At 66.6% G+C, this 26,922-nt stretch carries 22 protein-coding genes; 2 read left to right on the top strand and 20 right to left on the bottom strand.

Annotation, left to right across the window (positions count from 1 at the left end; genetic code table 11):
* Nucleotides 1–76: 76 nt before the first annotated feature.
* The 4 genes from RI032_RS11935 to RI032_RS11920 form a co-directional block, all read right to left on the bottom strand.
* Complete coding sequence (locus RI032_RS11935; RefSeq protein WP_010480961.1) at nucleotides 77–1,588, bottom strand: hybrid sensor histidine kinase/response regulator; 1,512 nt, start codon at nucleotides 1,586–1,588, stop codon at nucleotides 77–79.
* A gap of 4 nt (nucleotides 1,589–1,592) precedes the next feature.
* Nucleotides 1,593–2,033, bottom strand: coding sequence for a response regulator (locus tag RI032_RS11930; RefSeq protein WP_322547041.1), 441 nt, complete (start codon nucleotides 2,031–2,033; stop codon nucleotides 1,593–1,595).
* Nucleotides 2,030–3,847, bottom strand: coding sequence for a sensor histidine kinase (locus RI032_RS11925; protein ID WP_043401644.1), 1,818 nt, complete (start codon nucleotides 3,845–3,847; stop codon nucleotides 2,030–2,032). The genes RI032_RS11930 and RI032_RS11925 overlap by 4 nt, the downstream gene beginning before the upstream one ends.
* A gap of 231 nt (nucleotides 3,848–4,078) precedes the next feature.
* On the bottom strand, nucleotides 4,079–4,465 hold the full coding sequence (locus tag RI032_RS11920; protein ID WP_010480966.1) for a BON domain-containing protein: 387 nt from the start codon (nucleotides 4,463–4,465) through the stop codon (nucleotides 4,079–4,081).
* Nucleotides 4,466–4,635: 170 nt separating this feature from the next.
* On the opposite strand from RI032_RS11920, the gene RI032_RS11915 reads away from it, so the two are divergent.
* Complete coding sequence (locus tag RI032_RS11915; protein ID WP_322547039.1) at nucleotides 4,636–5,679, top strand: oxidoreductase; 1,044 nt, start codon at nucleotides 4,636–4,638, stop codon at nucleotides 5,677–5,679.
* Between the two features lie 283 nt (nucleotides 5,680–5,962).
* On the opposite strand, the gene gnd is transcribed toward RI032_RS11915, so the two are convergent.
* From gnd to RI032_RS11880, 7 genes are all read right to left on the bottom strand, one after another.
* Nucleotides 5,963–6,868, bottom strand: coding sequence for a phosphogluconate dehydrogenase (NAD(+)-dependent, decarboxylating) (gene gnd, locus RI032_RS11910; protein ID WP_043401640.1), 906 nt, complete (start codon nucleotides 6,866–6,868; stop codon nucleotides 5,963–5,965).
* A 10-nt stretch (nucleotides 6,869–6,878) separates the two neighbouring features.
* Nucleotides 6,879–8,117 (bottom strand): hypothetical protein, encoded by a 1,239-nt coding sequence (locus RI032_RS11905; protein WP_322547038.1) that lies wholly within the window; start codon nucleotides 8,115–8,117, stop codon nucleotides 6,879–6,881.
* A 17-nt stretch (nucleotides 8,118–8,134) separates the two neighbouring features.
* Entirely contained in the window at nucleotides 8,135–8,731 is a 597-nt protein-coding gene (locus RI032_RS11900) for a DUF2242 domain-containing protein (RefSeq protein WP_322547037.1), read from the bottom strand.
* Between the two features lie 233 nt (nucleotides 8,732–8,964).
* Nucleotides 8,965–11,142, bottom strand: a complete 2,178-nt coding sequence (locus tag RI032_RS11895) for a carboxy terminal-processing peptidase (protein ID WP_010480977.1) — start codon at nucleotides 11,140–11,142, stop codon at nucleotides 8,965–8,967.
* Between the two features lie 278 nt (nucleotides 11,143–11,420).
* Nucleotides 11,421–12,431: a lipoyl synthase gene (gene lipA, locus RI032_RS11890; RefSeq protein ID WP_057504306.1), complete on the bottom strand. Its 1,011-nt coding sequence runs from the start codon at nucleotides 12,429–12,431 to the stop codon at nucleotides 11,421–11,423.
* Between the two features lie 18 nt (nucleotides 12,432–12,449).
* A complete protein-coding gene (lipB, locus tag RI032_RS11885; protein ID WP_032130311.1) occupies nucleotides 12,450–13,160 on the bottom strand; it encodes a lipoyl(octanoyl) transferase LipB in 711 nt (236 codons plus the stop codon).
* Complete coding sequence (locus RI032_RS11880; RefSeq protein WP_005411067.1) at nucleotides 13,148–13,426, bottom strand: YbeD family protein; 279 nt, start codon at nucleotides 13,424–13,426, stop codon at nucleotides 13,148–13,150. The genes lipB and RI032_RS11880 overlap by 13 nt, the downstream gene beginning before the upstream one ends.
* A 263-nt stretch (nucleotides 13,427–13,689) precedes the next feature.
* Between RI032_RS11880 and RI032_RS11875 the strand changes: the two genes are divergently transcribed.
* The gene (locus RI032_RS11875) at nucleotides 13,690–14,763 is read left to right on the top strand and encodes a lipid A deacylase LpxR family protein (protein ID WP_029379720.1); all 1,074 of its coding nucleotides are present in this window, start codon (nucleotides 13,690–13,692) and stop codon (nucleotides 14,761–14,763) included.
* Nucleotides 14,764–14,885: 122 nt separating this feature from the next.
* Here RI032_RS11875 and RI032_RS11870 read toward each other — a convergent pair whose 3' ends face one another.
* The 9 genes from RI032_RS11870 to mreC all read right to left on the bottom strand — a co-directional run bounded on the left by RI032_RS11870 (nucleotide 14,886) and on the right by mreC (nucleotide 26,870).
* Nucleotides 14,886–16,103: a D-alanyl-D-alanine carboxypeptidase family protein gene (locus tag RI032_RS11870; RefSeq protein WP_010480982.1), complete on the bottom strand. Its 1,218-nt coding sequence runs from the start codon at nucleotides 16,101–16,103 to the stop codon at nucleotides 14,886–14,888.
* 100 nt (nucleotides 16,104–16,203) lie between these two features.
* Nucleotides 16,204–17,481, bottom strand: coding sequence for a septal ring lytic transglycosylase RlpA family protein (locus RI032_RS11865; protein ID WP_197618184.1), 1,278 nt, complete (start codon nucleotides 17,479–17,481; stop codon nucleotides 16,204–16,206).
* Nucleotides 17,478–18,623: a lytic murein transglycosylase B gene (gene mltB / locus RI032_RS11860; RefSeq protein WP_322547036.1), complete on the bottom strand. Its 1,146-nt coding sequence runs from the start codon at nucleotides 18,621–18,623 to the stop codon at nucleotides 17,478–17,480. Before mltB ends, RI032_RS11865 begins: the two co-directional genes overlap by 4 nt.
* Before the next feature lie 676 nt (nucleotides 18,624–19,299).
* Nucleotides 19,300–20,214 (bottom strand): IS110 family RNA-guided transposase, encoded by a 915-nt coding sequence (locus RI032_RS11855; RefSeq protein WP_053443532.1) that lies wholly within the window; start codon nucleotides 20,212–20,214, stop codon nucleotides 19,300–19,302.
* Between the two features lie 692 nt (nucleotides 20,215–20,906).
* Nucleotides 20,907–21,917, bottom strand: a complete 1,011-nt coding sequence (gene rodA, locus RI032_RS11850; RefSeq protein ID WP_425603860.1) for a rod shape-determining protein RodA — start codon at nucleotides 21,915–21,917, stop codon at nucleotides 20,907–20,909.
* A 146-nt stretch (nucleotides 21,918–22,063) separates the two neighbouring features.
* On the bottom strand, nucleotides 22,064–23,176 hold the full coding sequence (rodA, locus tag RI032_RS11845) for a rod shape-determining protein RodA (RefSeq protein ID WP_010481418.1): 1,113 nt from the start codon (nucleotides 23,174–23,176) through the stop codon (nucleotides 22,064–22,066).
* Nucleotides 23,173–25,251 (bottom strand): penicillin-binding protein 2, encoded by a 2,079-nt coding sequence (gene mrdA / locus RI032_RS11840; RefSeq protein WP_322547035.1) that lies wholly within the window; start codon nucleotides 25,249–25,251, stop codon nucleotides 23,173–23,175. Before mrdA ends, rodA (RI032_RS11845) begins: the two co-directional genes overlap by 4 nt.
* 3 nt (nucleotides 25,252–25,254) lie before the next feature.
* On the bottom strand, nucleotides 25,255–25,740 hold the full coding sequence (mreD, locus tag RI032_RS11835; RefSeq protein ID WP_010481414.1) for a rod shape-determining protein MreD: 486 nt from the start codon (nucleotides 25,738–25,740) through the stop codon (nucleotides 25,255–25,257).
* Nucleotides 25,737–26,870, bottom strand: a complete 1,134-nt coding sequence (gene mreC / locus RI032_RS11830; RefSeq protein WP_322547034.1) for a rod shape-determining protein MreC — start codon at nucleotides 26,868–26,870, stop codon at nucleotides 25,737–25,739. Before mreC ends, mreD begins: the two co-directional genes overlap by 4 nt.
* Nucleotides 26,871–26,922 lie beyond the last annotated feature (52 nt).

Raw genomic sequence — 26,922 nt, 5'->3', positions numbered from 1 at the left:
GGGCCCATGCTCGGCTGTCGAGGTCAATACGAACAGCAGCCGAGCATAGGCTCGGCTCTACAGAACTCCAGCGGCATCAACCCAGCGCTTCGGCCACCGCGCGGAAGACCTGCTGCATCTGCAGCGGCTTGCGCAGCACATGCACCTCCACACCGGCCGGGAATGCATCGGCCGAGACCGGCACCGCAGGGTCCTCCAGCACCAGCGCCGGGCCGCGATAGCCCAGTGCCGCCATCTCGCCCAGCAGCTGGCTGGCCGGCAGCAGCTTGGAGCCGGCGTCGGCGATCACCAGTGCCGGCAACGCCTCCTGCTGCATCCAGCGCAGCGCAGCCGGGCCGTCGGACGCCAGCTGCAGCTGGTAGCCCTGGCTGGACAGCGCATTGCCCAGCAGCGACAGGCGCGTGGCTTCGCCATCGACCACCAGGATCGACTGGCCACTGCCCAGTGCCACCAGCTGTTCGATCGGCTCACTGCCATCAATGGCGTCGTGCATCGGCAGGCGCAGCTCGAAGCAGGTGCCCTGCCCCGGCTGGCTGCTGACGTGGATGCTGCCGCCGGCGCCTTCAACAATGCGTTTGCAGGAGATCAGGCCCAGGCCGGTGCCATCGGCCTTGGTGGTGAAGAATGGATTGAACAGATGCGACAGTGTGTCCGCATCCATGCCGATCCCTTCGTCAGCCACCCGGATGTGCATCCAGTCCACGCCATCGCGCTGGCCGGCATGGCTGGCGGTCAGGCTCAGGCGACCGCCGTTGGGCATCGCCTGGATCGCGTTGAGCGCCAGGTTCAGCATCACCTGCTGCAGTTCGGTGTAGTTGGCGTCGACCACCAGGCCTTCGTCCTGCACCTGCAGTTCCAGGCGCACCGCATCGGGCACGTTGCTGCGCAACAGCAGCGCCACCGCATCGAACAGGCCATCGATCTCGATGCGTTCGCTCGGCTTGCGCGAACCGCGCACGAACGACAGCATCGATTCGGCCATCTCATGGCCACGGCGGCCGCACTCGGCGATGACATCGGCCAGATGGTGCAGCTGCGGATCGTCGGTTCGCGCCTTCAGCAGGTCCGGCATGATCAGCAGCGGCTGCAGGATGTTGCGCAGGTCGTGACTGAGGCCGGCGGCGAGCAGCGACAGGCTTTCCAGGCGCTGTGCGCGCATCAGTTCGGTTTCCACCCGAGCACGCTCGATCGCGCTGCGTGCATCGCGGATCGCACGCGCCACTGCCGACGGCAGGCGCGCCGGCAGGTGCTTGATAATGTAGTCATTGGCGCCCTTCTGCAGCGCCGCCACCGCGTTCTCCTCACCCATGGTGCCGGAGACGAAGATGAAGGGCACTTCCGGTGAGGTTTCGCGCACGATGCGCAGCGCGTCGTCACCGGAGAATCCCGGCATGCTCAGGTCGGACAGCACGATGTCCGGCTGGAACGCGACCAGTGCCTGGCGCAGTTCAGCCTCGCTCTCGACACGCTCGAAACGGGCCTCCAGGCCCGCATCAAGCATCTGTTCGGACATCAGCTCGGCATCTTCCGGTGAGTCCTCCACCAGCAGGATGCGCAGCGCCCCCAGGGCGGGACCGGTCAGGGGCATGGGCTCACTCGAGTTCCGGTGCCTGGTTGATCAACGCCCAGAACTTTCCCAGGGTCTGCACCGCGCCGAAGAACTGGTCCACGTCCACCGGCTTGACCACATAGGCGTTCACGCCCATGTCCCAGCTGCGGGCCAGGTCACTTTCCTCGCGCGAGGACGACAGGATCACCACCGGCAGGCGCTTGAGCTCTTCGTGCTCGCGGATCTGCCGCAGCACTTCCAGGCCATCCATGCGCGGCATCTTGATGTCCAGCAGCAGCACCGCGGGCACGCCTTCCTCACGGTTGGCAAAGGCACCACGGCGCAACAGGTAGTCCATCACTTCCACGCCATCCTCGACGTGCACGATGGGGTTGGCCAGACGCGCCTCTTCCAGGGCGTCGATCGCCATTTCGGCATCAGCCGGGCTGTCTTCGGCGAGAAGAATGGTGCGCAGAGTGGTCATGCAGAAGGCCCTTGTTTGTCCGCATCGATCGCGGGAGGCAGGTAGAAGTGGAAGGTGGCGCCGACGTCCGGTTCAGCCTCGGCCCAGATACGGCCACCATGACGGGTGAGCACGCGGCGCACGCTGGCCAGGCCGATGCCGGTACCCGGGTAGTCGCTGGCCTTGTGCAGGCGCTGGAAGACACCAAACAGCTTGCCGGCGTAGGCCATGTCAAAGCCTGCACCATTGTCGCTGACCGTGAACTGATGACCGCCGTCAGGCTGCGGCTGGTAGTCCACGCGGATCTTCGCCGGTTCGCGGTTGCCCGAATACTTCACCGCGTTGCCGAGCAGGTTCAGCCAGACCTGGCGGATCATGTTCTCATCGCCCACCACGATCGGCAGCGGTGCGATGCTCCACTCCACGTGGTGCGCGTGGCCGCTGTTCTCGGCCTCGGCCTGCAGGTTGGAATCGAGCATGGCGCGGGTATCGGCCACCAGCGACTGCATGTCCACCGCCTGCTGGCGCATTGCCGCGCGGCCCAGCCGCGAATACACCAGCAGGTCGTCGATCAGTGCCGCCATGCGCCGCGCCGAACTGGAGATCACCTCCAGGTAATGGCGGCTCTTGTCATCGGCGGCGTCGCCCAGATGGCGCGACAGCTTGTCGGAGAATCCGGCCACGTGGCGCAGCGGCGCGCGCAGATCGTGCGAGACCGAATAGCTGAAGGCTTCCAGTTCCCTGTTGACCTCGGACACCTGCGCAACCTTGCCTTCCAGCTGGCGGTTCAGTTCCTCCACCCGCAACTGCACGGCACGCTGCACGGTGACGTCACTGATCGTGAGCAACACCACTTCGTCATCGGTGTCCGGCAGCGGCATGCGCCGCGCGTTGAGCAGCATGTAGCGCACCATGCCATCGGCGGCGCGCTGTTCATGCTCGAAGTCCCACAGTTCGCGGCCGCGCAACAGCACATCGGACAGTCGCTGGCGCATCACGGGATCCTTCCACGCGCCGTCGCCGACAGTGTCCAGCAACAGGCCATCGGCGCGTTCATCCTGCAGCCCGTACAACTCGGCGAAGGCAGGGTTGTGCAGCTGCACGCGCAGGTCGCGGTCGAGCAGCACGATCGGTTCACGCACGGTCTGCAGCACCGAGGCTGCACGTGCGGCCGAGCGCAGCGACTGCCGTTCGGCATACAGGCGGCGACCAATCTGCCGCTGCAGCAGCCACAGCACCAGGCCGAGCAGCGACAGCTGGATCACCAGCGAACTCCACGACACCAGCTCGGTCTGCTTGCGCTGGCGGGCAGCCTGCTCGGCACGCTGTGTCAGCAGTTTCTGCTCGCTGGCCTGCAGTTCCTCCACCAGGCCACGGATCGGATAACGCGTGCTCAGATCCTGCACCAGCTCGCGCTGATCACTGTTGGGCTCGGACTTTGCCAGTTCGCGGGCAAGCGCCATGCGCCCTTCCAGCATCGACTCGATGCGGCCGATGCGGATCAGCTGATCAGGATTGTCGCGGGTCATCCGCCCCAGTTCAGCCAGGCGCCCGGGAAGGTCATTGGCTTTGGCCATGCGCTCGCGCAGGCCAGGTGCGTCCACGCCCTTGGACAGGGTCAGCGCGGCCGATTCGACATCGCGTACATCGGCCTGCAGCTGTTGCAGCGCCACACCGACAGCCTGGGTATGGTTGACCCAGGCCATCGCATCTTCGCTGTCCTGCTGCAGTTTGCGCAGGGTCAACCACGGCACCACGATGATCGCGGCAGCGGCCAGCGCCAGGGCCGGCAACCGCCAGCGGTCCCAGATGTCATCACTGAAAACCAGCGCCATAGTTCCTCGTCAGCACAGCCGCAAAGCGTCTGCCGTTACCGGCCCCACTGCGGCGGAACCGGCAATATAGCGCAGGCGGTCACGACTCTGGAATTTCCAGCGCGGTTGGCTGAACGGGTTCGGAATTCGATGCTGTAGAGCCGAGCCCACGCTCGGCTGCCTTGGAGTTCCAGCCGAGCATGGCTCGGCTCTACAGGTCAGTGGGCGCCCCGCATGGGGCGCCCACCGGGGTCAGCGCTTGGCAGCAGCACTGACCTTCAATGCAGCGGCATCGACGCGGGTCACGCCCTTGATGCCCTTGGCGGTGGTGACCGCCTTGTCCTTCTCGGCCTGGGTCGCCACGGCGCCACTGAGGCTGACCACGCCGTTCACCGTTTCCACCTTGATCTCCGTGCCCGGAACGTTGCTGCTGGCCAGCAGATCAGCCTTCACCTTGGTGGTGATCCAGCTGTCGGTCACCGGCTCGTTGGAATCATGGCGGTCGGCGTGGGTCATTGCCGAATGATCGGTCTTGGGGGGACTCTTCGCGGCCGGATCCTTGGCGAATGCGGCCGAGGAGGACAGCGCCAGGGCCAGCGTAAGGGCCGAGGCAATCAGCGTGCGGGTCGTATTGCTCATCGTGTCGTACTCCTGCGGAATGTGCTGCCAGTCTGGACAAGTAGGCGTAGAGCACGCGTGGCGCTGCGGTCACGCTGCCGTGAATCGACCCGCATTCAACGGCAACGGTTCAGTTTGGGGTTGCCGTCGCGGGTCGTTTACCCTGCCCTTCCCACTGCCGGAGCTCTGCCATGCGCCCCGACCTGCATCTGGCCCTGATCGGCTACGGCCTTGCCGGCCGCGTCTTCCATGCGCCCCTGATCCAGCACACGCCGGGCCTGGTGCTGCACAGCATCGTGAGCTCGCAGCGCGACACGCTGCTGCGCGCGTTCAGCGACGTGCACGTGCGTTCCACGCCGCAGGAGGTGTTCGACGATCCAGGCGTGGATGCCGTAGTGATCGCCACGCCGAATGAACAGCATGCGCCGCTGGCAACCGCGGCACTGGCTGCGGGCAAGCATGTGCTGGTCGACAAGCCGTTCGCGCTGGACGTGGCCCAAGCGGAAACGGTATTGGCTGCGGCACGCGATGCCGGACGCATCGCCACCGTGTTCCAGAACCGGCGCTTCGATGCCGACTTCCTCACGCTGCAGGCGCTGCTTGCGGACGGGACGCTCGGCGACATTGCCGAGTGCCATGCGCACTTCGATCGCTACCGTCCACAGGTACGCGACCGCTGGCGCGAACAGGATGGCCCCGGCAGTGGCCTGTGGTACGACCTGGGCCCGCACCTGCTGGACCAGATGCTGGTGCTGTTCGGCTGGCCCGAGGCGGTCGATGCCGATCTGGCCGTGCAGCGCGAAGGTGGCAGCGGCATCGATTACTTCCACGCGGTGCTGCACTACCCGCGGCATCGCGCGATCATCCATTCCGGTTCGCTGGTGGCGGCGCAGACGCCACACTTCAGCGTGCATGGCAGCAAGGCCAGCTGGATCAAGCACGGCCTAGACGTGCAGGAGGCGCAGCTGCGCCGCGGTGTGGCACCCGGTGCGCCAGGCTGGGGTATCGATCCGCGGCATGGTGAGCTGGTGCGCTGCGATGCCGAAGACAACGTGCAGCGCACGACAGTCGACAACCTGCCCGGTGACTACCGGCGGCTGTATGCACAGTTCGCGGCGGCGATGCATGGCGACGGAGAAGCCACGGTCAGCCCGGTGCAGGCATTGCAGTTGATGCGGCTGCTGCAGGCCGGCATGGACAGTGCGCGCGAAGGGCGGCGAATCGCGTTGGGGTGATCGGCAGGGCTGCGCCCTGCACCTGCCGAATCAACGGCAGCAGCAACGTCAAAAGCGGGCATTCCCTGGGATGGCGGGGTGGATCCGGTTGCGGGGGACGGCGCAAGTACATCCATGTAGCCTCGGTCGCGCCATCCATGGCGCTCACGCCCCCGCAACCGGACCCACCCCACCTTCGACAGATATCCGCGATCTGCCGAAATGGCATGATCGGCTCCTGGTGGGTGTCGACCTTGGTCGACACGTAGATCCACGCCATGCGTGGATCTACGCCAATCGGTGCTTACGACTTCTTGATCGCGTGGCCGCCGAATTCATTGCGCATCGCCGACAGCAGGCGGTCGGTGAACGAATTGGATTCACGCGAGCGCAGGCGTTCCAGCAGCGACAAGGTGATCACCGGTGCCGGCACATCCAGTGCGATCGCTTCGGCCACGGTCCAGCGGCCTTCACCAGAATCCTCCACGTACGGCGCGATGCCATCCAGCGACGGATTGCGCTTGAGGGCTTCGGTGCTCAGGTCCAGCAGCCACGAGCGCACCACGCTGCCGTGGCGCCACACCTCGGCCACCTGGGCCAGGTCCAGCTCCATCTCCTGCTTGCGCTCCATCAACGCGAAGCCTTCGGCGTAGGCCTGCATCATTCCGTATTCGATGCCGTTGTGGACCATCTTGGTGAAGTGGCCGGCGCCAGACGGACCGACACGTGCCCAGCCGCGATCTTCAGCCGGTGCCAACGTGCGCAGCAGCGGTGCGATCTGCTCCACCACCGGCGCTTCGCCACCGACCATCAGGCTGTAGCCCTCCTGCAGGCCCCACACGCCACCGCTGGTGCCGCAGTCGACGTAGCCCAGATCGTCCTCGGCGAGCGCCTTGGCGCGGCGGATCGAGTCCTGGTAGTTGGAGTTGCCGCCGTCGATGACGATGTCACCCTCGGCCAGGTGCGGGGTCAGCTGGCCCAGGGTCTGGTCGACGGTTTCGCCAGCCGGCACCATCAGCCACACCACGCGCGGCACCGGCAGTGCGGCTACGGCCGCAGCCAGAGAATCAACCACCTCCAGGCCGGCCTCGGCGGCGCGCTGGCGGGCGCCTTCGCCCGGGTCGTAGCCGACCACGCGGTGGCCGCCGCGATGCAGGCGCTGGGCCATGTTGGCGCCCATGCGGCCGAGGCCGATCATTGCAATATCCATTGTTTCACCTTCAGTTGGGGTCTAGGGTCAGGCTGCCTGGCCTGCCGGTAGCCGCGCAGTGGCGCAGCTGCGCCTCGCGCCAACGCCGGTAGAGCGTGGTATGCAGATTGTGCACCGCCAGGTCGATCGAGAACGGCGTTCGTGGGTTGCGATCAAGCAGGCGGGCGATGTGGTAGCCGATGGGACGTATACCGCGTGGATGCACATAGATCACGAACTGCTGGTAGAACGGATCGTCCAGCAGCTGGTCCATGCGTGCCAGCGTGGCGTGGTAGCGCGGTTCCAGCCGTGCACGAAGGTCCGGGTCGCGCTCGAACAGCAGGCGCTCGAAGTAGCGTTGGCCGATCCGCGGGATGTCCTGCGCGAGTTTCCATAGTTCGACATTGCGCTGGTCGTACCAGGCCAGGCCGCCGTGGGTGGCCAGGGCCTGCGCAGCGTCCGCGCCCACCTCAACCACCACGAAGTTCTCGGCCTGGTTGCTCAGGTCGTCCAGCGTGCCCTTGTCGTACACATGTTCGATGAAACCGGGCACGCCCACGAACGCCTGCCGCCCCATCGCCGAGGTGCGCACCGCCTTGCCATCGGCGAAGAAATCGCCGGAATGAGCGCCGAGCAGAATGCTGTCGGTACCGTGCAGGGCGAGGAACGTGCCGATCGACAGCTCCTCTGCGGCAAATTCGGCGTCGAATGCAGCATCACCATACAGTTCGCGCTGGGTGGCCAGCTGCGCGACCTGGCGGCCGACTCCGCATTCGGCGCGCACATTGCCGCTGTAGAACGCCTGCAGCGCCTGGCTGTTGCTCGCAGTGGGCACGAAACCACGGCCGAAACTTCGCGTGCGCTGCCAGCTTTGCGCCTGTGCGCCGTGCAGGCCGAAGCCAATCCAACCGAGCTGCAGGCCAGAGAAGCGGAATCCTGGATTGCCCTGCAATGCAGTAGCGGCACGTTGCGTGGCTGCACCCAGCTCGAACGCATAGGCGCAGACCGTGGCCGGATCGTCCAGCAGCTGCTGCAGCAACGCCTGGCGCGCTGCAGCAGACATGTCTGCCGGCCAGCGCACGTGCAGGTCGCCGGCAGCCTGCGACTCGGCCAGCGACGCGCGCGTACACACTGCGCCGCCGTGGACCTGCGGCGTACTGAGCGCGGCTTCATCGAAACGCCAGCCCAGCCGCTGCAGCAGCCCCTGCGTACAGTCGGCGGCTGTGGCCGCCATGCCCAGCACGGGCGCCAGCAGCAGGGCCGCGCCCATCAACCCGCCGTGCACGTTCAGCTCTGGTCCGTGCGGGCGGGTGCGGGCTCAGGAACTGCAGAGGGCGGCGGCAACGGTGATGGCGTGCCCGCAGCCGGCGGCAGGTACTGCTGCAGGCGCTGGAAGAAGCGGCGATAGAAATCGGCATCGGTGACCGTGCTGCTCGCCACTTTCACCAACGAATCGTCGTTGCTGCCGAACGGCAGCGATACCGAGCCCAGCGCACCGACACCGACACTGGCTGAGGTCGGGCTCTTCTTCAGCGCATAGCGGTCCTGCACCGCACTGACGAACACCAGCGTCTGGTTGCCGCGCGGCGCGCAGGAGATGCGCAGCACCAGCTGCTCATGGTCGTCTTCGCGCGGCTGGAAGTTCTTGTTGCCTTCCACCTGTGCGTCATCGGCACGGGCGATGGCATAGCCCTGGCTGAGCAGGGTGCGTCGCGCAGCTTCACAGGCTTCGCCCGGGCGGCCATCGACGGTACGCGAGAACGTGTCGCCGGAGTCGAAGGATTCGCGCAGCAACGTGCTGTCGGCGGTGCGGCCACCACAGGCCGACAGGATCAGGGCGCTGCCAAGCGCCACAACAGCACTGGAAAGACGGGAGGCCCGCATGGGTACTCCTGCGAGGACGGTACCGCCAAGGGTAGTCCTGCGGCCGTGTGCGGCGGGTCGAAACCGGCATGACCGCCCCACCCCGTTGCTGCCTGTTCATGCACAAAAAAGGGACGGAGGGGATTAAGTCGTTTGTGGCATGTGGCACAAGCGACTTGATCCCCTCCGTCCCCATTTCAAGCAGAAGGGCCGGCAATGCCGGCCCCTCGGGCATCTCACATGCCGCCTCCGGCTCAGTCCGCCCAGCGACCGGCGCCGGTGGACTGCGGCAGCACCTGCGCCGACAGCGGGCGGTCGCTGGCCAGCAGGTTCACCGCATCGGCCAGGATCGAGGCCGACTCGCGCAGCAGCGGGTCAGGACGCTTCTCGGCAGCCTTCTCGCGTGCGGCATCCTTGACGATGTCGCGCTCGTTGCCCGTCAGGCCGTCGTCGTTGCTGTCATCGGCCAGCGGGTCCAGGGCCAGGCCCAGTTCCTTGCGCATCGCCTGGCGCTCCTTGCGCTGGGTGTCCTGGCGCTCACGCTCGGCGCGGCGGGTGGCCTCGTTGAGCGAGATGTACTTCTTCGCGGCCTCGGTGCGGAACTGCTGCACGTCCTCGTTCCACCACTGGAATTCCTTGTCGGCGGCAATGCGCGCGTCATGGCGGGTTTCCAGCTTCGGCAGCAGCGGCGCGAAGTTGCCGTACTGGGTGTGCGGCACGGCAGCGATGCGGGTCCACGGCAGCGCGTTGTCGTAGGTGCTCTCGCCGAACTCGGTGGCATCGACGCTGGCCGGGAAGGCCAGGTCCGGCACCACACCCTTGTGCTGGGTGCTGCTGCCGCTGATGCGGAAGAACTGGGCGATGGTCAGCTTGACCTGACCGAAGCGCTGGGTCTCACCACTCGGCCAACGGTCGAGGTCGACGATGTTCTGCACCGTGCCCTTGCCGAAGCTGGTCTCACCGATCACAAGGCCACGGCCGTAATCCTGGATGGCACCGGCGAAGATCTCCGAGGCCGAGGCCGAACCGCGGTTGATCAGCACCGCCAGCGGGCCATCCCATGCCACGCCCTGGTTGCGGTCGCTGTTGACGGTGACGCGGCCACCGGACTCGCGCACCTGCACCACCGGGCCCTGCTCGATGAACAGGCCGGTCAGTTCAATGGCTTCGTCCAGCGAACCACCGCCGTTGTTGCGCAGATCCAGCACCACGCCATCCAGCTTGTCGTTCTTGAAGCCGGCCAGCAGCTTGGCCACGTCGCGGGTGGCCGAAGCGTAATCGGCCGCATTGCGGCGACGGCCTTCGAAGTCCTGGTAGAAGGTCGGCAGCTTGATCACGCCGACCTTGCGTGCCGGCTCGCCGTTGGCGGCCGGAATGGTCATGGTCTCGCCCTTGGCAGCCTGTTCGGCCAGGCGCACCTTCTGGCGGGTCAGCACCAGGGTATGGTGCTTGCCGTCGGCACCTTCAGCGGCCGGAATGAATTCCAGCTTGACCTGGGTGTCCTTGGCGCCACGGATCTTGGCCACGACATCGTCGATGCGCCAGCCGATCACGTCCTCGACCAGGCCGGACTTGCCCTGGCCGACGCCGACGATACGGTCACCCGGCTTCAGCGTGCCGTCCACCGCAGCCGGACCACCGGCGATGATCTCGCGGATTACCACTACGTCGTCCTGGCGCTGCAGCTGCGCACCGATGCCTTCCAGCGACAGCGACATCGCCTGGTTGAAGTTCTCGGCGGTGCGCGGGGTGAAGTAATCGGTGTGCGGATCGACCGCGCTGGTGTACGAATTCATGAAGAACTGGAAGACGTCTTCGCCCTTCAGTTCATTGACCGACTTCTCCAGCGTCGCGTAGCGCTTGTCCAGCGTCTTGCGGATGTCGTCCGGCTTCTTGCCGGCCAGCTTCAGGCGCAGCCAGTCGTTCTTCACCGACTTGCGCCACAGCTCATCCAGTTCGGCGCTGCTGGCCGCCCACGGCACCTTCTTGCGGTCGTATTCGAAGCGCTCGTCGGTGGTGAAGTCCGGTTCCTGCTTGAGCAGCTTGCGCGCATAGGCCACACGTTCGCCGACGCGCTGCTTGTAGACCGCGAACACCTGGAACGCCGGCTCCAGCTCGCCGCCACGGATGGCCGAGGAGATGTTGGCTTCGAACGGCGCGAAGCGCGCCACGTCGGCCTGGGTGAAGTACTGCTTGCCGCCGTCCAGCGTCTCCAGGTAGCGCTTGAACACGTCCTTGGAGGTGGCCTCGTCCAGCGCGCGCGGGCGGTAGGCGTAACGGCTGTCGGACAACAGGCCGTACACCAGCTTGGAGGTGGTCACCTGATCGGCGGTTGCCGCGGCGGGCAATGCCGGCGAGTCGGCCTTGGCCGCCAGCGCCAGCGGCGCAACCAGCGCCAGGGCCATCAGGAATGCGGGGGCTTTGAATTTCATTGACGTGCTCGAAGGCGCCTTGCCAAGGGGGAGACTGCGTGGTGTTCAGACACCACGACAGTGCCGAAAGTTGCCGGGTTTGTCACCCGGCCGCGCTCGGTGGAAAACCAGCCTAGCGGGGCCGGTGTAGCAAATTGTGAATGCATGTAGAGCCGAGCCCATGCTCGGCTGGCCGGCAGCAAGCAGCCGAGCATGGGCTCGGCTCTACGGCAGGCAGAGGTGTGCGGACCAACGGTCCGCACCCACAGGAGGAGCAGCTCCCACCCACCGGGAGGGTGTCAGGAAACCCCTGCGCCCTTGGCCTGGACGTCGGCGTGGTACGACGAGCGCACCATCGGGCCGGAGGCCACGTGGCTGAAGCCCAGCTCGTAGCCGTAGACTTCTAGCGCCTTGTAGTCCTCGGGCGTCCAGTACTTCAGCACGGGGTGGTGGTGCGCGGTCGGCTGCAGGTACTGGCCGATGGTGATCATGTCCACGTCGTGCGCGCGCAGGTCACGCATGGTGGCCTTGATCTGTTCGAAGTCTTCGCCCAGGCCCAGCATGATGCCGCTCTTGGTCGGCACGTCCGGGTGCTGCGCCTTGAAGTTCTTCAGCAGGTTCAGCGACCACTGGTAGTCCGCACCCGGGCGCACGTTGCGGTACAGGTCAGGTACGGTCTCGATGTTGTGGTTGAACACATCCGGCGGGTTCTGCGCCAGGATCTCCAGCGCACGTTCCATGCGGCCCTTGCCGCGGAAGTCCGGGGTCAGCACTTCGATGCGGGTACCCGGCGACTTTTCGCGGATGGCGGTGATGCAGTCGACGAAGTGCTGGGCACCGCCGTCACGCAGGTCATCACGGTCGACGCTGGTCACCACCACGTACTTCAGGCCCATGTCAGCCACGGTCTGGCCGAGGCTGGCCGGCTCGTTGGCATCCGGCGGCTTCGGGCGGCCGTGGGCCACGTCGCAGAACGAGCAGCGGCGCGTGCAGACTTCACCAAGGATCATGAAGGTGGCGGTGCCGTGGCCGAAGCACTCGTGGATGTTCGGGCAGCTGGCTTCCTCGCACACCGTCACCAGGCGGTTCTCGCGCAGCTTGGCCTTCAGGTTCTGCACGGCATTGCCCGAAGGAATGCGCACGCGGATCCAGGACGGCTTGCGCAGCACCGGCGCGTCGGCGAACTGCACCGGCGAGCGGTTGATCTTGTCACCGCCCAGCTGCTTGACCCCGGCCTGCAACGGCGCGGCGGACGGAGAGTCGCCCTGCACGATCTGCAGGGGAATGGAACGGGCGGTGGTTTCAGTCATGGCAGTTCCGGGGGGCGGTCAGGCGGCCGCAGAAAGATCAGGCAGTTCGGGCGTGGGCTGCAGCAGCAGGCCGAACTGGCGGGCCAGGTGGTCCAGCAGCACCGGCTTGACGGCCTCCATCCCGGAGGGCCCGCCCAAGTCTACTACCGAGGTCACCTGCAACCCCTGATAGCCACAGGGGTTGATACGGTGGAAAGGTTCCAGGTCCATGGCCACGTTGAAGGCCAGGCCATGGAAGGTACAGCCGCGGCGCACGCGGATGCCGAGCGCGGCGATCTTGGCGCCACCGACGTAGACGCCCGGGGCGCCCTCGCGGCGTTCGGCACCGATGTTCCACTCGGCCAGGGTATCGATGATGGCCTGCTCGATGCGGCATACGTAGTCGCGCACACCGATGCCCAGCCGTGGCAGGCGCAGCAGCGGATAGACCACCAGCTGGCCGGGGCCGTGATAGGTCACCTGGCCACCGCGGTCCACGTGCAGCACCGGAATCTCGCCCGGCGCCAGCACGTGCTCGTCCTTGCCGGCCTGGCCCAAGGTGAATACCGGGTCGTGCTCGACCACCCACAGCTCATCGGCGTCGGCCTCGCTGCGCTGGTCGGTGAAGCGCTGCATGGCGCGCCACACCGGCTCGTACGCCTGGCGGCCGAGGTCGCGGACCAGCGCCGGACGCGGCGCGCGGTCTTCCGGGGCGGCTTCGGCCGGGCAGCTGTCGGCTACAGCGTCCACTTCACTTCCGGGTGGTCGCGCAGCGCCTGGTGCGCCAGGTCGTACTGTTCGCGGCTCTCGGCCTTGAACACGATGCGGACGGACACGTACTTGCCGTTGGAGGAATGCTTCCAGCTGATGCGTTCATTGACGACATCGATGCCGGCAGCCAGCAGCAGGCGGGGGAGCTCATGTTCCAGGCCGCGGTTGGCCGGGCCCATGGCACTGAGCTCGAACTGGCCGGGGAACTGGAAGCCGTGGTCGGGGTTGTCGGACTTGATTTCCATGCCCCCCATTATCGGGCCGCAGGGCAACAAACCCAAGAGTATTCATCAACGTCAAACAGTGCACCGGTGAGTCGCTGCGTTGCAGCTGAACGGCCGTTCAGCATTGCCCCGGGCCCCGTGGCGCACCGCAGGACAGGGCAGGATTGTCTTCACGAGACAATGTCGTTTTCGGAACAGACAAGTGATCCGAACGCGCTCGTTCCATCACGTTCGCGCGAGTACCGTGTCGCAGCATATAACGACAGACAGAAACAACTTCTCACATGAGCCCCCCTTCCCAACGCCGCCTTGCAGCCCTCGGGCTGTCAGGCCTGCTGGCTGCTGCCCTCCCCCTTGCCGCCCAGGCGGCCGAACAATGTGGTCCGGACGCAATGCGCGACCACCCGCCGCAGGTCAATTTCCGCGTCGACAATGACCTGTTCGGCGGCCGCCACCAGGACCAGGGCTACACCAACGGTGCACTGTTGACCCTGGTCTCGCCCAATCTGGTCGATTACACCGACGACCCCTGCCTGCCGCGCATGGCGCGCTGGGTGAACCAGTACCTGGAAGGGCTGCACCCGGGCAAGTTCGAACAGCAGAACATGATCTTCAGCATCGGCCAGGGTATCTTCACCCCGACCGATTTCAGCCGCAGGGACCTGATCGAGGACGACCGCCCTTACGCTGGCGTACTGATCGCAAACTTCGGTTTCAATGCGCGCAGCGGCGACCGCCTGCAGACCACCCAGCTGACGCTGGGCGTGGTCGGCCCGTGGGCACAGGGCAAGCAGGTGCAGAACGCCGTGCACGACGTGCTGGGCGACGAGAAATTCAAGGGCTGGGACAACCAGTTGCACAACGAGCCGCTGTTCATGCTGACCCACGAGCGCATGCGTCGCTGGCCGGGCGATGCCAGCGTCAATGCCGACGGCTGGGGTTGGGACGCCATCAGCCACTACGGTGGATCGATCGGCAACCTGGAAACCAAGGCCAACCTCGGCGGTGAAGTGCGCTTCGGCTGGAAGCTGCCGGACGACTTCGGCAGCACGCCGTTGCGCCCGGCCGGCGAGAACACGGCGCCGACCCGCGGTGGCCGTCCCAATGGCTGGTCCTGGCACCTGTTCGCGACCTCGGACGCTGCCTGGGTGATCCGCGACATCACGCTGGACGGCAACACGTTCCGCAACAGTCACAGCGTGGACAAGCGCCATGTGGTGGCTTACGGCGGCTACGGCGTGGCCGTGATGTACGGACGCTGGAAGTTCGCTGCGGCGCGTTACCACAGCACGCGCGAGTTCAACGGCCAGCGCGAAGCACCGGTGTTCGGCAGCTTCACCATCAGCCGGTCGCTGTAGGTAGGTGCCGACCGTTGGTCGGCACGCCGGTTGATGGCAACGACAGTCGAGCATGGCCCGACTCTACAGAACGAAAAGGCCGGCATTCGCCGGCCTTTTCCTTCACCACGCCGGGGCGTGGATCATTCCGATTCCCACCACATCCAGAAGCTGTCCCACAGGCGCTTGAAGAAGCCGGCCTGTTCAACAGCAGCCACCGCCACCAGCGGCGCTTCAGCCACCAGCTTGCCATCCAGCATCACCTTCACGGTGCCGATCTGCTGGCCGGCGGTGAACGGTGCTTCCAGGGTCTTGGGCACATCGATGCTCGGCTTCAGGTCGTTGTAGCGGCCGCGCGGCACGCTCACCAGCATCGGCTGCGCCACGCCCAGCTGCACCTTGTCGGTGGTGCCCTTCCAGACCTTGTGCTCGGCTACGGCCTTGCCCGGTTCGTACAGGCGGTGGGTCTCGAAGAAGCGGAAGCCCCAGTTCAACAGCGCCAGGCTGTCATCGGCACGCTGCTTTTCCGACTGGCCGCCCAGCACCACGGCCACCAGACGCTGGTCACCACGCTGGGCCGAGCTCATCAGGCAGTAACCGGCTTCCGAGGTGTGACCGGTCTTGATGCCGTCCACGCTGCCATCGCGCCACAGCAGCAGGTTGCGGTTCGGCTGCTTGATGTTGCCGACCTGGAATTCCTTGATCTTGTTGTACGCGTAGGTTTCCGGGTAATCGCGCACCATCGCGCGGCCCAGCAGTGCCAGATCGTAGGCGCTGCTATGGTGGCCCGGAGCGGTCAGGCCATGGGCGTTCACGAAGTGCGAATTCTTCATGCCGATCTTGGCGGCATAGCTGTTCATCAGCGAAGCAAAGGCTTCCTCGCTGCCAGCCACGTGTTCGGCCAGGGCGATCGCGGCGTCGTTGCCGGACTGGATCGCCATGCCTTTCTCCATGTCTTCCAGGCGCGCGGTCTGGTTGACCGGGAAGCCGCTGTAGCTGCCATCGGTACCGGCGCCACCTTCGCGCCAGGCGCGCTCGCTCATCATCACCTGGTCATCCGCACGGACCTTGCCGTTCTTCACCTCGGCGGCGATCACGTAGGACGTCATCACCTTGGTGATGCTGGCCGGAGCCAGCTGTTCGTGGATGTTTTCACCGGCCAGCACCTGGCCGGTGGCGTAATCCATCAGCACCCAGGCCTTGGACACGCTGGGCGCGGGCGCCGGCGGAGTGGCAACAGTGGCCGGGGCGGCAGCGGCGGCAGGCGTCGGCGTGGCCGGGGTCGGCAGCGGCGTCTGGGCGGAAGCCAGGCCCACCACCAGGGTGGCGGCCAGGGCGGTGGCGGCGGAACGGAAATTCATTGGACAGCAGGCTCCAGGGGACGGCCGGGAATGGAGGGTGGAACGTAACGGCCATTGTAAGGCCGGGGGAGCATGGGCCGGCAGCACCGGCCCGGGCGGATCAATCCTTGACGATCTGCGGCGAACCCAGGCCCAGACCGGCGATGCGGCCGGCAAGTTCCGCAGCACTGGCATGGTCGCTGGCGGGAACGCGCAGGCGGAACAGGGTGCGGCCACCGGCAGCGATGTCACTGATGGTCGCGCCGACGATGCCGGCGGCGTTGAGCTGGCCCATCGCGCGGTTGGCATTGTCGCGGCTGGAGAAGCTGGCGACCTGCACCATCACCGCGCCCACCACCTGCTGCGACAGGCTGGGTGCGGCCGGCGTGGTCGATGCACTGCGCACCGGTGCCGGTGCCACCGCGCGCGGAGTCGTGCTGGCCACGACAGCCGGAGCGGGCACCGTGCTGCGCACCGGCGGCGCGCTCGGCGGCAGGCTGCTGACCGCCACATCCGGCACGGTGCTGGCCACGCCCTGGGTGGTGGCCGGCTGGCCACGCGCAGGCATGCTGTCGCCCGGCAGGCGCTTGACCAGGCGATCGATGTCGCTGTCGGCTGTGGCGCGTGCAGCCGGCGTCGGGCGCGCGCTGGCCACGGCGGTGGTTGCGGCCGCTTCGGCAGCACGACGTTCGCGGCGCGAGGGCTTTTGCGCCAGCAGGTTGCCCTCGCCCGGCTGCAGCGCGCGCACCTCGACATTTCCGGTGCCGCGCTGGGTGATGCCCAGGCGCACCGCGGCGGCATAACTGAGATCGACCACGCGCCCATCGTGGAACGGGCCACGATCGTTGACGCGCACGATCACCGACTCGCCGTTGTCGAGGTTGGTCACGCGGGCGAAGCTGGGCAGCGGCAGCGTCTTGTGCGCGGCGGTGAACTGGTACATGTCGTAGACCTCGCGGTTGGAGGTCAGGCGGCCATGGAACTTGGCACCGTAGTACGACGCGGTGCCGCGCTCGACATAGTCATGGGTATCGTCGAGCACCTTGTACGACTTGCCCAGCACCACGTACGGCGACTTGTTGCCGATCGCCGAGCGCTCCTCGGCGGTCACTTCCGGCTCGGGAATGCAGGCCACGTTGGGAATGTAATCCGGCGTGCTGTCGCGCACGCCCGGCTTGTACAGGCCACCGGCGGTGTAGTTGCCGCGGGTGCTCAGGTCTTCCTTGGCCGCCGCGTAGGGCGAGCCTTCCGGGCAGTGTGCCGGGCGCGAGCCACGCCCCTGCACCAGGGTGCCGCCGGACTTGCCACCATGGCCGGCCGTGGCCGGCTTCTTCGGCGCGCTGCTGCAGGCAGCCAGCGCGAGGACGATCAAGCCTGGGACCAGCCATCTGATGTTCATGCCGGGGGCAGCTCCTGTCCGGCAATGGCCTGGGACAACTGGAACACGGCCATCGCGTACATCTTCGAGAGGTTGTAGCGGGTGATCGCGTAGTAGTTCTGGAAGCCCAGCCAGTACTGCTTGCCGGTGCTGCCTTCAAGCGTGATCGGGGTGGCGGTGGCGCCCGGCTGTACCGGCGCGCTCGGCTGGTAGCCGCGCTGCGCCAGGTCGGCCATCGACCAGGTCGGCATCCATTCGGTCGGATTGAACTCCTCGCGGCCCGGCGCCAGCGTGGCCGGCACGGCCACCTGGCCACCCCGCACCCAGCCGCCCTTCTTCACGAAGTAGTTGGCGATGGACGAGAACACGTCGTCGTAGCTGGTGAACAGGTCGCGACGGCCGTCGCCGTTGCCGTCCACTGCGTAATCCAGATAGCTGGACGGCATGAACTGGCCCATGCCCATCGCACCGGCATAGCTGCCCTTGAGCGTGGTGATGTCCAGGTTTTCTTCGCGGCCCAGCTCGAACAGCTTGGCCAGCTCATCGCGGAAGAACAGCTCGCGGCGTACTTCGCGTTCCAGCTTGGCCGGGTCGCCGCTGCGCGGGTAATAGAACGCCAGCGTGTACAGTGCATCGAGCACGCGATGGCTGCCGGCATTCTTGCCGTAGCTGGTTTCCACGCCGATGATCGCCACGATCACTTCAGCGGGCACACCGGTGCGCTGCTGCACGCGATCCAGCTCGGCGCGATGCTGGGCCAGGAACGCGCGGCCGCCATCGATGCGGGCCTTGCTGATGAACATCGGCCGGTATTCGTTCCACGGCTTGACCCGTTCGGCCGGGCGCGACATCGCGGCGATGATCGGCTGGCGCACCTGCGCCTGGTCGAGCACGCTGCTGATCTGCTCCGGCTTCAGACCATAGCGATTGGCGGTATCGGCAATGAAGCGGGCCCGTGCGACCTCGAACGGCACCGGGGTGAGATCGACCGGCGGCGCGGTGGCAGCGGTGGCTTCGGGCGCGGCCTCGGCCGGGCCATGGGCCTTGGCGGCGGGTTGGCGCGGCGTGCTGCTGGCCTGGGGCGAAGACGGTGGGGACTTCGGCTGGGTCGCGCAGGCGACCAGGCCGAGGGTGAGCATGCAGGCCAGAGTGCGTCGAATCATCGTCGCAGGTTAGCAGGTCATGGATGAATTAAAACCCCTAACACCATGAATCACAACGATTTGCCCGCGTTCAGCGGGAAATGTGAAGGCGTCGTGATCGCGCTTCCCCATTCAGATAGAGGTGGCCGGTTGCGTCCCCATCCCCGCAGACGCAACCGGCAACCGGATCCGGTCGATACCCGCGCGGCTGCCGCTCCCCAGTGGCAGTACCCCGCGCTCCCTGTATCCGTTGGATCAGTACTGCTCCCGCCCGACGCCCCCTCGCGCTGCAACGATTGACGGCGCGCCGTGCCGAACGGGCCGCCATTGTGCAGGCCGATTACGACAAGTCCATTGATCAGGATCAACGCGCTGTAAAAGTGTGAACCATCTAACGTTTTTTCCGGACTTTGGTCAGCGGGTGTGCTGCCGTGCATCGTTGTGAGAACGCTTCCACAACGGGCGTTGCGCAGAGTCAGGAAGTTTCCAGCCAACGGCGCAGCCCCTCGTGGGTGGTGTCTGGGTGGTCGCGGAAAGGAGAAGCCGCGGGTGGGCCGGTCGGGTTGGGTACGCGGGGGACGCCGTGAATCCGTCCCTGGAGCAACTGTGTTGATGGAGGAGCTTGGCCCCTCCATGAGACGGGCACGGTAGTGCCGGCCGCTGGCCGGCAGCCTTTGGTCTTGCGCCCTGCCTGGCCTTAGGCTGGGACCAACCCGTTTTCAGCGTCGCGCACCCGGGCGTTGAGGATCACCAGCATCTTCCGCATCACCGCCACGATGGCTACTTTTCCTTCTTTGCCTCGGGCTCGCAGCGACTGGTAGAAATCGCGCAGTTGAGGTTCATGCCGCATGGCCGACATGCTGGCCATGTAGAGCACCTGGCGGATCTCGGCTCTGCCGCCATGGATGCTGCGTTTCCCTCGCATGGTTCCGCTGTCGTGGGACATCGGAGCCACACCGACGAGGCTGGCGATGACCTTGCCGCTGATCTTTCCCAACTCGGGAAGATAGCTTGCCAATACCGCCTGCAGGCCAGGGCCAACGCCCTTCATCGACTTCAGGACAGCCAGTTGAGGCTGCTGGGTAACCTGCTCGGCAATTTGCTTTCCCAGACGTTCAACCAGCGTCTGCAAGCGGGTGATGTTGGCCTGCAGTAGCCGGCGCAATTCACGATCACCGACCATTTCCAGCTGCTGCCGCGCGATGGTCAGCGCGTGCATCGCCTGTCGACGTGCCCGCACGAATTCCCGCATTTTCTGCTGCCAAGGCTCCAGCGGTTGGTAGGCCGGAAGTTTCACCAAGGCCGCCATCTGCGCCAATGCATAGGCATCCAACCGGTCGGTCTTGGCCATCTGCCCCATCCCCTGAGCCAGCCTGCGGGCCCGCAGGGCATTGGCGCGGACCACCGGATGGCCCACTGCGTGCAGAAAATCCAGCACCGGTCGTTCGTAGCCGCCGGTGGCTTCCAGCACGATCTGGCTGACCGGACGCTTCTTCAGCCAAACATCCAATTCAGAAAAGCCGGAGCGGTTATTGCAGACCTGCAGGGTCTCTCCGTCCGTCGTGCCGACATCCAGTTGGCGCTTGCTGACATCAATCCCGATCCCGTTCATCACCGGACTCCGTATAGTCTGGAAGGGTCGAGAGCTCCCCCGCTTGCCCAGTCTTATCACTGCGAGTGTCAGCTCCAGCAACTGTTCGGGCGGATCAAGGGAGATTCCGGCGTGGGCGCCAAGCTCCAAGGCGATCGTCGAGATCCAGGCTTACACGGCGGCCCACGCCGGCTCTCGGCACCTACGCTGCCAGATTTCCATCAGATAAGGCTTGGCAGCCGCATCCATGCGGCTGACACCCCCGCGTACCCAACCCGACCGGCCTCTGACAGATTTCGGAGGTGTGCCACCCACGGAGAAGAAAAAGGAGATCAAAAGCGGATCGCGACGCTGCGCTTGCTCGTGAGCCGAGCATGGCTATGCCGGTCGTCCTGACCGGCACCCTTCGGACCGTCGCCATGGGCGACGTTGGCAGTGGCTCCTGCCGCTGCCTTCGGCTCTACACAAGGCAATGAAGCGACCCGCCAGGCCGCCTTTGCTTTTGATCTTCTTTTTCTTTTCCGTGGGAGACGCGCACGGAACCTGTCCGTGGCCGGGTAGATGGGCTGCGCAGGGGCGTGAGCCGCATGGATGCGGCGACCGAGCTACATGGATGTACTTGCAGCGTCCCCTGCGCGGCCCATCTACCCGGCCCCACCCATGAACTGCTTTGCGCGGTCATCCACGAGGGGCTGCGCCGTTGGCTGGAAACCCTATCCCCCGTGCACGGGCCGGTGCCCACGCACCGCCATCACCAGTCCGATGCCGGCCAGCAACGAGACCGCCGATGTCCCGCCATAGCTGATCAACGGCATGGGGATGCCCACCACCGGCAGCAGGCCGGAAATCATTCCACCATTGACCAGTACATAGACGAAGAACGCCAACCCCAGGCTGCCGGCCAGCAACCTTGCATGCGTGTCGCGTGCGTGCACTGCGATCCACAGGCAGCGTCCGACCACGAACAGGTACAGCGCGAACAGCGTCGCCACACCGATCCAGCCGAATTCCTCGGCCAGCACCGAGAACGCGAAGTCGGTGGTGTACTCGGGCAGGAAATCCAGCGTGGCCTGCGTGCCCTGCCCCCAGCCACGCCCCTGCCAGCCACCGGAACCGATCGCGATGCGTGACTGCAGGATGTTCCAGCCGGTGCCGAGCGGATCTGCCGCCGGGTCGAGGAAGGTCAGTACGCGATCCTTCTGGTACTGCCGCAACAGCCCGAACCACGCCAGCGGTGCGGCCACCGCCAGCCCCGCCGCGCCCGTTGCCACCCAGCCCCAGTGCAGGCCGGCCAGCAGCAACGCGAACACCCCGCTGGCAGTGACCAAGGTGGCGGTGCCGAGGTTCGGCTGCATCAGGATCAGCACGGCAGGAACGCCGATCAACACTGCGGCCGTCAGCACCGTGCGTGGCGAGGGCGGCAACGGCTGCCGGTGCAGGTACCAGGCCATCATCAACGGCAGGCTGAGCTTGAGCAGCTCCGACGGCTGCAGGTAGAAGACGCCCAGGTTGAGCCAGCGCTGCCCGTACTTGCCGGTGCCGATCACATACACCGCCATCAGCGGCAGCATCGACAGCGCATACAACGCCGGTGTCCACGCGCGCAGGCGCAGCAGCGAAACACGCGACAGCAGCCACATCGCCACCAGGCCACCGGCAAAGCGCGCCGCCTGCCCGGTCACTGGCCCGGACACGCTGTGCAGCACCGCCAGGCCCGCGCCCATCAGGATCAACAACGCGACCAGCAACGGCAGGTCGATCGTGCGCACCGCCTCACGGCAGCCGCCAAGCAGTCGTTTCCATTCCACGCGCGCCACGGTAGCAACGGGCGCTTGCGTGAAGCTGTCATGGTGGTCCTGCGCAGCCGGTGTTACCCGTAGCCGCCGTGCACCGGGTTGTGACTGCGCACGGCCATCACCAACCCGAAGCCGGCCAGCAGTGACACCGCCGAGGTACCGCCGTAGCTGATCAGCGGCATCGGCACGCCCACCACCGGCAGCAGGCCGGAAATCATCCCGCCGTTCACCAGTACATAGACGAAGAACGCCAGGCCGGTAGCGCCGGCCAGCAGGCGCGAGTACGAATCGCGCGACTGGCTGGCAATCCACAGGCAACGCCCGATCACCACAAGGTACAGCGCCAGCACGGTGGCCACGCCGATCCAGCCGAATTCCTCACTCAACACCGAGAACGCGAAGTCGGTGGTCTGCTCGGGAATGAAGTTCAAGTGCGACTGCGAGCCTTCGCCCCAGCCCTTGCCATCGAAGCCGCCGGAACCGATCGCGATCTTCGACTGGATGATGTTCCAGCCGGCCCCCAGCGCATCCATCTCCGGGTCCAGGAACATCATGATGCGGTCCTTCTGGTACGGCCGCAGCAGCCAGAACCAGGCCACCGGCGCAACCGCGGCCACGCCGCCCACACCCAGGCCGACCCACCACCACGGCAGGCCTGCCAGCAGCAGCACGAACACGCCGCTGGCGGCGATCAGCACACCGGTGCCGAAGTCCGGCTGCAGCATCACCAGGCCGGTTGGTACGCCGATGATGACCAGGGCCACGAGCACGGTGTTGAAGCGCGGTGGCAACGGCATCTTGTGCAGGTACCAGGCCACCATCATCGGCAGGCTGACCTTCAGCAGCTCGGCCGGCTGCAGGTAGAAGAATTTCAGGTCCAGCCACTGCCGGCCGTATTTGCCGGTACCCAGCACAAACACCGCCAGCAGCGGGATCATCGAGATTGCGTAGATCATCGGCGTGGCCGAGCGGATCCGCAGGATCGGGACCCGCGAGATGCCCCACAACGCGGCCATGCCCACTGCGAAGCGCGCGCCCTGTGCCATCACCAGGCCGTCGCCACCGGCACTCTTCAGCGTGGCCAGACCGATCACCATCAGCGCGCCCAGGGCCAGGCACAACACCCAGTCCAGCGTGCTGAAGAAGCGACGCAGCATGTCGCCGGCCCATCGCAGAAACACTCTCATCGTGCGGGCTCCACGGTGGTCGGGCGTGGCGTGGCCGGCAGCGCGGCCGCAGCCGGCGCCCCCGGCTGCGGCGGTGCGGGTGCCGGTTCCGGCGCGGGCACGCCGACCAGCACCGGGTGCTCGTCCAGCTGTGCCGCAGCAAGGTCACCGGCCTGGCGCGCGCCCACATCTTCGTTGTCGAACGCGGTGGCACCGATGGCGGTGGTGCCGCGCTCGCTGTCCAGCGGCTGCATGCCTTCAGGCATCTTGCCCAGCAGATAGGCGTCGAACACCTTGCGTGCGATCGGCGCAGCCGCCGCACCGCCGTAGCCGCCGCCCTCCACCGCGATCGCCAGCGCGATCACCGGCTGGTCGACCGGCGCGAAACCGACGAACAGCGCGCGGTGGCGCAGGTGCATCGGCAGGCTCTTCGGATTCACCGCGGCCGTTCCCTTGCGGCTGACGACCTGCGCGGTACCGGTCTTGCCGGCCATCGTATACGGCGCGCCGGCGGCCATGCGGGCTGCGCTGCCGCCAGGCAGCATGGTGGCCATCATGCCTTCGCGCACCGCCTGCAGATTGTTCGGGTTCGGGCTGACCGGTTTGCTTTCGCCCGGGTCGGTCGCCATCCAGTCATGGTCGAACCCCGCACGCTGCTGGATCACCAGATGGGGCGTGCGCAGCTGCCCGTTGGCCAGCCCACTGACACCCCGCGCCAGCTGCAGCGGGGTGACCTTCCAGTCACCCTGGCCGATGCTGATGTTGACTGTATCGCCCGGATACCAGGCCTCCTTGCGGCTCTTCCGCTTGTAGGCCGGCGACGGCAGGATGCCGCCGATCTCGCCGGTCAGGTCGATACCGGTCGGCTGGCCGAAGCCGTAGTACTCCATGTAATGGTCGAAGCGCTCGATGCCCAGGTCCAGCGCCAGCTTGTAGTAGTAGGTGTTGACCGACTGCGCGATGGATTTGCGCAGGTCGGTCCAGCCGTGGCCACCGCGGTGCGAGTCACCCCAGCCACGCGAGGTGCCGGGCAGATAGAACATGCCGGTGGACAACACCTTGTCTTCCGGGCGGCGTACCCCCGAATCCAGGCCGGCCAGGCCGATCAGCGGCTTGAGCGTGGAACCGGGCGCGACGCCACCGAGCACCAGGCGGTTGAACTGCGGCCGCGACGGGTTGTCGTTCAGCGCCTTGAAATCGGCATGCGAGATACCGTTGACGAACAGGTTGGGGTCGTACGACGGCAGGCTGACCATCGCCAGCACTTCGCCGGTACGCGGGTCCATCGCCACGGCCGAGCCTTCCTGGTCGCCGAACGCGGCCACCATGGCGCGCTGCAGGTCGGCGTCGATCGACAGCCGCAGGTCGGCGCCGGACTGCGCGGCAACGCGGCCGATGGTGCGGATGGCACGGCCCTGCACGTTGGTCTCGACCTGCTCGTAGCCGACCTTGCCGCGCAGCTGCTGCTCGTAATAGCGCTCCAGGCCGGACTTGCCGATGTGGGTCAGCGCGGCATTGCCTTCGCCGAGGATCTCCAGATCCTTGTCGTCGACACGGCCGACGTAGCCGATGATGTGCGCGAACAGGTCGCCATACGGGTAGCGCCGGGTCAGGTAGGGCTCCAGCTCGACGCCGGGGAAGCGCCAGCGGTCGACGGCGAAGCGCGCCATCTCCTCGTCGCTCATGCGCAGCTTCAGCGTGACCGGCAGGAACTTGCGGCGCGCCTTGCGCGACTTGTTGAACGCTTCCAGCTCTTCCGGGCTGATGCTGATGATCTTCGCCAGCCCTTCCAGGGTGGCGTCCATGTCCTTGACCTTGTCCGGGGTCACGTCCAGGCGGAACGCCGGCACGTTCTCGGCCAGCAGGCGACCGTTGCGGTCGTAGATCATGCCGCGCCCGGGCACTACCGGCCGCGGCTTGATGCGGTTGGCTTCCGAGCGCGTGGCGTAGACGTCGTGGTCCAGCACCTGCAGCTTGAAGTACCAGCCGCCCAGTCCCAGCAGGCAGACCAGCACGCCCAGGAAACCCAGCGCCGCGCGGCGGCGGAACTGTTCGGCTTCGGCGTGCGGATTCTTGACCTGGCGGCGCGGGATCATGGCTCAGCGCCCGCGCTTGCCGAAGCGCACCGCATCCAGCAGCACGAACACCAGCGGCCACAGGCCCATGCCCAGCAGCGGCGCCCACCAGTACGACCACGGCAGGGTGGGTTCACCCACCAGGATGTGCACCAGGGCGCTGACGATGCGATCGTTGAACAGCAGGCCGCCGATGGCCAGCATCTGCTGCGACATCGGGAAGAAACGGATGCGGGCGCGGAAACGCTGCAGGATGAAGGCCAGCATCACCAGCCGCAGCGCCTGTTCGCCGAGCACGCCGCCGTACAGCAGGTCGGCGATGACGCCGCTGGCGAAAGCGATGCCCAGGCCGACCCGCTCGGGTGTCTCGATCACCCAATACGCCAGCACCAGCGCCAGCCAGTACGGGCGCAGCGGCTGCAGCAGCGCCGGCAACGGCAGCAGGCCCAGCAGCAACGCCACCACCAGGCTGGCCGGCAGCACCCACGGGTTGTCGCGCAGGCGGCTCATCGCTGGGCCTCCGGCGTGGTCGGTTGCCGGCCAGCGGCCGGCACTCCCGTGGATCCAGCTGGGGGAGAGCCCCCCTCTTGTTGAGGGGGGCGCGCCGAAGGCGCGGGGGTAAGGGAGGATGCGCGGGCAGGCGGCCTCGTCGATGACGAGGACGGTTGCCGGCCAGCGGCCGGCACTACCGGGCTGGGCTGCGTCGCTGCAGGCGCGGTGCCCGTCGGCAGCGCTGTGGCATCGGCCGGACCACCGGGAGCGCCCTGCTCCATCTGCAGGCGCAGGTTCGGCGGAATACGGATCGCCGCGCCGGGGCGCAGCAGAAGCACGTCGCGGCCGCGGTCCAGCTGCGCGGCCGGCTTCAGTTCGCCCACCAGGAAGGCATGGGTGTCGTCCGGGCGCAGGCCGGTGATGGTGCCGACCGGGAAGCCGGCCGGGAAACGACCGCCGAGGCCGGAGGTAACGATCTCATCGCCCACTTCCACGCCGGCGCTGAGCGGGATGTCGCGCAGTTCCAGCTTGTCGCCGCGGCCGTAGACGATCAGGCGCACGCCGTTGCGGGCCACGGTCACCGGCACGGCATGGTCGGGGTCGGTCAGCAGCAGCACGGTGGAGGTACCGCCGGTGACGCTGATCACCTGGCCCATCAGGCCGCCGGCATCGATCACCGCCTGGCCGACGTGCACGCCTTCGCGGCTGCCGGCGTCGAGCACCAGGCGCTGCTTCACCGGGTCCAGGTCGATATCCAGGATCGGCGCCAGCTGCACGTCCAGGCCACTGCGCTCGGCCACGTTCAGCAGTTCGCGCAGCTGGGCGTTGTCCAGCGCGGCGGTCTGCAGGCGGGTCAGACGCGCGTTGGCCAGCAACAGCTGGTTGCGCAGTTCACGGTTCTCGTTGACCAGCTGGCCATGGCTGGCCGCCGAGTCCTTGACCTGGTTGCCGAGCTTGCCCGGCAGGCCAGCCAGTGCCCATACCGGCTGCACCAGGCTGTTGGCCTGCCCGCGCAGGTGCGCGAGCCAGCCGGCCTGGTCGTCAAGCACGATCAGAGTGATGGCCAGTGCCAGATAAGCCAGCAGACGCAGCGGGCTGGCGGCATCACCGGATCGGGAAGCAACGGGAGGTCCGGCGTAGGGCGGCACGGCAACGATTCAATTGGCAGAAGGCGGAAGGGGAACACGCGGGCGCCCCGCC

The sequence above is a fragment of the Stenotrophomonas geniculata genome, from assembly GCF_034508895.1.
GTDB classification, from domain to species: domain Bacteria; phylum Pseudomonadota; class Gammaproteobacteria; order Xanthomonadales; family Xanthomonadaceae; genus Stenotrophomonas; species Stenotrophomonas geniculata.
Note: the sequence above shows the minus strand (reverse complement) of the source record. Positions and strands in the feature narration are given on the sequence as shown.